This is a genomic window from Bradyrhizobium sp. UFLA05-108 (assembly GCF_059803455.1).
The window spans coordinates 1-4,187 of sequence record NZ_JBANAZ010000153.1 but is presented as its reverse complement, the minus strand read 5'-3'; the positions used below and the strand labels follow the sequence as shown (position 1 = coordinate 4,187).

General features: G+C 64.8%; 3 protein-coding genes and 1 pseudogene. 2 read left to right on the top strand and 2 right to left on the bottom strand.

The genetic code is table 11. The annotated features are described in order from the left end of the window. Positions 1-612, bottom strand: a pseudogene (locus SO140_RS45400) (phospholipase); the annotation flags it as partial. Between the two features lie 37 nt (positions 613-649). Continuing rightward, complete coding sequence (locus SO140_RS45395; RefSeq protein ID WP_449379335.1) at positions 650-1,621, bottom strand: S1C family serine protease; 972 nt, start codon at positions 1,619-1,621, stop codon at positions 650-652. Positions 1,622-1,886: 265 nt separating this feature from the next. On the opposite strand from SO140_RS45395, the gene SO140_RS45390 reads away from it, so the two are divergent. Together SO140_RS45390 and SO140_RS45385 are read left to right on the top strand one after the other, a co-directional pair. Next, the gene (locus SO140_RS45390) at positions 1,887-3,305 is read left to right on the top strand and encodes a M20 family metallopeptidase (protein ID WP_449379334.1); all 1,419 of its coding nucleotides are present in this window, start codon (positions 1,887-1,889) and stop codon (positions 3,303-3,305) included. Between the two features lie 258 nt (positions 3,306-3,563). Further along, positions 3,564-4,187 (top strand): ABC transporter substrate-binding protein (locus tag SO140_RS45385; protein ID WP_498544150.1); only part of this gene is annotated, 624 nt, incomplete at its 3' end.

The window sequence follows — 4,187 nt, the reverse complement described above, 5'->3', positions numbered from 1 at the left end:
GATGCTGCGCGCGTCGCGCAGCCAGCTCCACAGGAAGCCGCGGCCATTGCCGCGGCCACCATGCAGCGCCATCACCAGCGGCCAGGACCGCTCGGGCGTGTAGTATTCCGGCACGTAGAGCGAGTAGCCGCCGCGGCTGCCGGGCTCGTTGTTACGATGGAAGATGCCGGTCTGCCCGGTAGGAGCTTCGGCGAGCTGGATCAACAGATCTTCGTTCTCGCGCATCGCGGCGTTGAGAAAGAAGCTGCTCACCGGAGGAAATTTTTGAGCGAGCGGATAGAGCGCTTCAAGCGCGCGCGGCGTGTGTCGCAGCGCGCGGAAGACCGCGACGATATCGCCATTGCCGGCTTGAACTGTCCGCAAGCCGCCCAACGCGGCGAGCGCTTCGTCACAGGCTCGATCGAGCAGGCTCCGCATGTCGGCAAAAGCCTGCGGCCATTCGCCAAGCGCAGAGCGCGCGGCCTGCAACGCCTTATCCGGCGTTCCGATCGCGGTCATGACGGAGTCGAAGGCCGGCGGGTGCAGGTGCCGCGCGACGAAGCCGAGCGCGTCCAACGAATCGAGCAGCGGCGGTAGCACGGCCACGATGTCGTCGACCACGGCCTCGCTCATGGCCCCGTGTTCCTGTCCTGCTTTGGCGCAGCCTCAATCAATGCAGCCTTGGTGCTTTCAACAGCTTCATGCGGTCGGTCGAGGTCACCGTCACGTCGAAGGTGACGCCTTCGTGGTGCACCGTCAGGGGCACATCGACGCCCGCAGTGCCGAGCGACCACAGTTTGCGATAGAAGCCCGTCTGGCTCGTCACCTTCTCGCCATCGACGGCCAGGATGACGTCGCCGGTCTTGAGCTCGGCGCGGGCCGCGGGTCCGTTCGAGGAGATGCCGATGATCACCACGCGGCGATCGATCTCGGTCGAAAACAGCCCGAGCCAGGGCCGCGCCGGCTTGTGGACGCGGCCGAATTTACGCAAATCGTCCAGGATCGGCGCGAGCAGGTCGATCGGCACGACCATGTTGACGTGCTCGGCCTTGTCGTCTCGCTCGCGTTCGAGCTGCAGCGAGCCGATCCCGATCAGCTCGCCGCGATCGTTGAACAGCCCCGTGCCGCCCCAGTTCGGATGGGCGGGGTAGGTGAAGATCGCTTCATCCAGCAGATATTCCCAGTAGCCGGCGAATTCCTGCTTGGCCACGATCTGGCTTGCGACCGATCGCGTGCGCCCGCCGGCGCCGCCGAGCACGACGCGGTCCCCGATCCCGGTCGCGGCCGACGATCCGAGCGGAACGGGCGCGAGGTCGAGCCTGCCGAGCGCCTGCACCAGGCCGAAGCCGGTGACCTGGTCGAAACCCAGCACATGGCCTTCCATCACGCGTCCGTCGCCAAGATGCAGCCATACCGCTTCCGCCTCGGTAATGAGGTAGCCGATGGTCAGCACGAGGCCGTCATCGATCACGATGCCATTGCCGGCGCGCTCCGTGCCGAGCGTCTCGGCGCTGAAAGCGTCCGACGGGATGATAGAATGCAGGCCGACGACGGAGGAGAGCACACGGTCGAGATCGAATCCGTAGTCTCCGGCACGCGGCTGATGTGCCGGCGGCACTCTCCATTCGGTCAGAGCGGGCATGGAGTTCTCTCCTTGCAAGTCTCTTGGCCTGGGCGTTCCAGCAGTTGCGGCAACGAGCAAGGCGCGAAGCACCGCCAATGTATGCCTCGCAGGGCTGTCTTGAAAGACCGTTGGAACAGACGGCCAACGCGAATTGATGAAATCGGTGTCACAACTTGCGTGCCGCTTCGGCCGCATGGCAGGTGTCCCGGCCGGTGCTAGGCGCGCTCGGGCGAAGCTGCTAACCCTTGGTGCTTCGTTTGACAAAGGGATCACGGACCGAAGCATGGACAACCGCAGCGATATCTGGCGTGGCATTGATACGATCAAGGCGCGTTTCATCGACTTGAGCGACAAGGTCTGGGGAACGCCGGAGGTGTGCTACACCGAGGCGCGCTCCGCCGCCGAGCATCTCGCCGAGCTGCGTCATCAGGGTTTCCGTATCACCGAGAATGTCGCAGGCATTCCGACTGCGCTGATGGGCGAGTGGGGCGAGGGCGGTCCGGTCATCGCCTTCCTCGGTGAATATGACGCGCTTCCGGGCCTCAGCCAGGAGGCGGGCGTCGCCGAGCATCGTCCGGTCGAGACCGGCGGCCATGGCCATGGCTGCGGTCACAATCTGCTCGGTTCGGCAGCGCTGCTCGCGGCGACCGCGGTGAAGGACTGGCTCGCCGAGAACAAGGTGCCCGGCCGTGTGCGCTATTATGGCTGTCCGGCGGAGGAAGGCGGCGCGGCCAAGGCCTTCATGGTGCGCTCCGGCGCGTTCGAGGACGCCGACATTGCCATCACCTGGCATCCCCACAGCTTCTGGGAAGTCGCGGTGACGCCGTCGCTTGCCAACACGCGCGCCGATTTCATCTTCACCGGTCGTACCTCGCATGCGGCGGCTTCGCCCCATCTCGGTCGTTCCGCGCTCGACGCGGTCGAATTGATGAATGTCGGTGTCAACTACATGCGCGAGCACATGCCGAGCGACGCGCGCGTGCACTACGCGCTGCTCGATACTGGCGGTATCGCGCCGAACGTGGTGCAGGCCCATGCCCGCGTGCGCTATTCCATCCGCGCCCGTGATCTTCCAGGGATGACCGAGCTCGTCGAGCGCGTGAGCAAGATCGCGCAGGGCGCAGCCCTGATGACCGAGACTAAGGTAGAGATGAAGATCATTTCCGCAGTCTCCAACATCCTGCCCAACGCGCCGCTGGAGCAGGCGCTGCACCGGGTGATGGAAGAGCTCGGACCGCCGCATTTCGACGATGCCGACAAGAATTTCGCCGGCCAGATTCGCGCGACGCTGAGCGACAAGGACATCGCGTCGGTCTATTACGCGATCGGCATGGAGCCGACGGAGCGGCCGCTCGCCGACTTCCTGGTGCCGCTCGATGCCAAGCGCAATCCGCTGGTCGGCTCGACCGACGTCGGTGACGTGAGCTGGGTGGTGCCGACCGTGCAAGTCCATGCACCGACGGTTGCAATCGGCACGCCGTTCCACACCTGGCAGGTGGTGGCGCAGGGCAAGACCCCGCATGCCCACAAGGCGATGGTGCAGGCCGCCAAGGCGATGGCCGGTCTCGGCATCAAGGCGCTGACGGAGCCGGAGCTGATCAAGGCTGCGAAAGCGGATCTGACGAAGCGGACTGCCAAGACACCTTACGTCTGTCCGCTGCCGGACCATATTGCACCACCGCTGGATATGTCCGTGGCGTAGAATTCGGTCTCGTTACTTCGTCTGATCTGCCGAATAAATTTTCCGCAGTGCAGCGTTGATTAACGGGCGTTTCGCCGCCGAATTGCCAAACGGTTGAGCGGCGGAACAGAGTTTTGCCCAAGAGACAGCCAGCAGACCGTTTGCATACACACGGTCGCAGTTGACGCGCGCCCCATTCGGTGTGCCATCTACCGCCAGCTAACCCGGCGGCCCTTTGCGGTTGCCTGCATCCATACCGGAACCAGACGGGGGACAACCATGCTGGACAAGAAACTGCGCGCAATGATCGACAAGGTGGCGGACGGCCGGATGGATCGCCGCGCCTTCGTCAAGCGCATGGCTGCTGTCGGCCTGACCGCCCCGCTGGCCAACCAGATCCTCGCGCTCGGCGGCGTCGCCATGGCCGAGGGGCCCTCGACCTACAAGCCTACCAAGCGTGGCGGCGGCGGCGCGCTGAAGCTGTTGTGGTGGCAGGGTCCGACCCTTCTCAACCCGCATTTCGCCACCGGCACCAAGGACCAGGACGGTTCGCGCCTGTTCTACGAGCCGCTGGCCTGCTGGGATCCCGACGGCAACATGAAGCTGGTGCTCGCGGCCGAGATCCCGTCGATCCAGAACGGCGGCCTCGCCGCCGACGGCAAGTCGGTGACCTGGAAGCTCAAGCCCGGCGTCAAATGGCATGACGGCAAGCCGTTCACCGCCGACGACGTCGTGTTCAACTGGGAATATGCGAAGGACCCCGCGACCGCAGCAACCAGCATTGCCGTCTATCGCGATATCACGGTGGAGAAGGTCGACGATCTTACGGTCCGTATCCTGTTTCCCAAGCCGACCCCCTTCTGGGCCGACGCCTTCGTCGGCGCTGCGGTCGGACCGATCATC

Coding starts and splice junctions, on each gene's coding strand:
- SO140_RS45395 (WP_449379335.1), bottom strand. CDS start 1,621: ATGCCCGCTCTGACCGAATGGAGAGTGCCGCCGGCACATCAGCCGCGT.
- SO140_RS45390 (WP_449379334.1), top strand. CDS start 1,887: ATGGACAACCGCAGCGATATCTGGCGTGGCATTGATACGATCAAGGCG.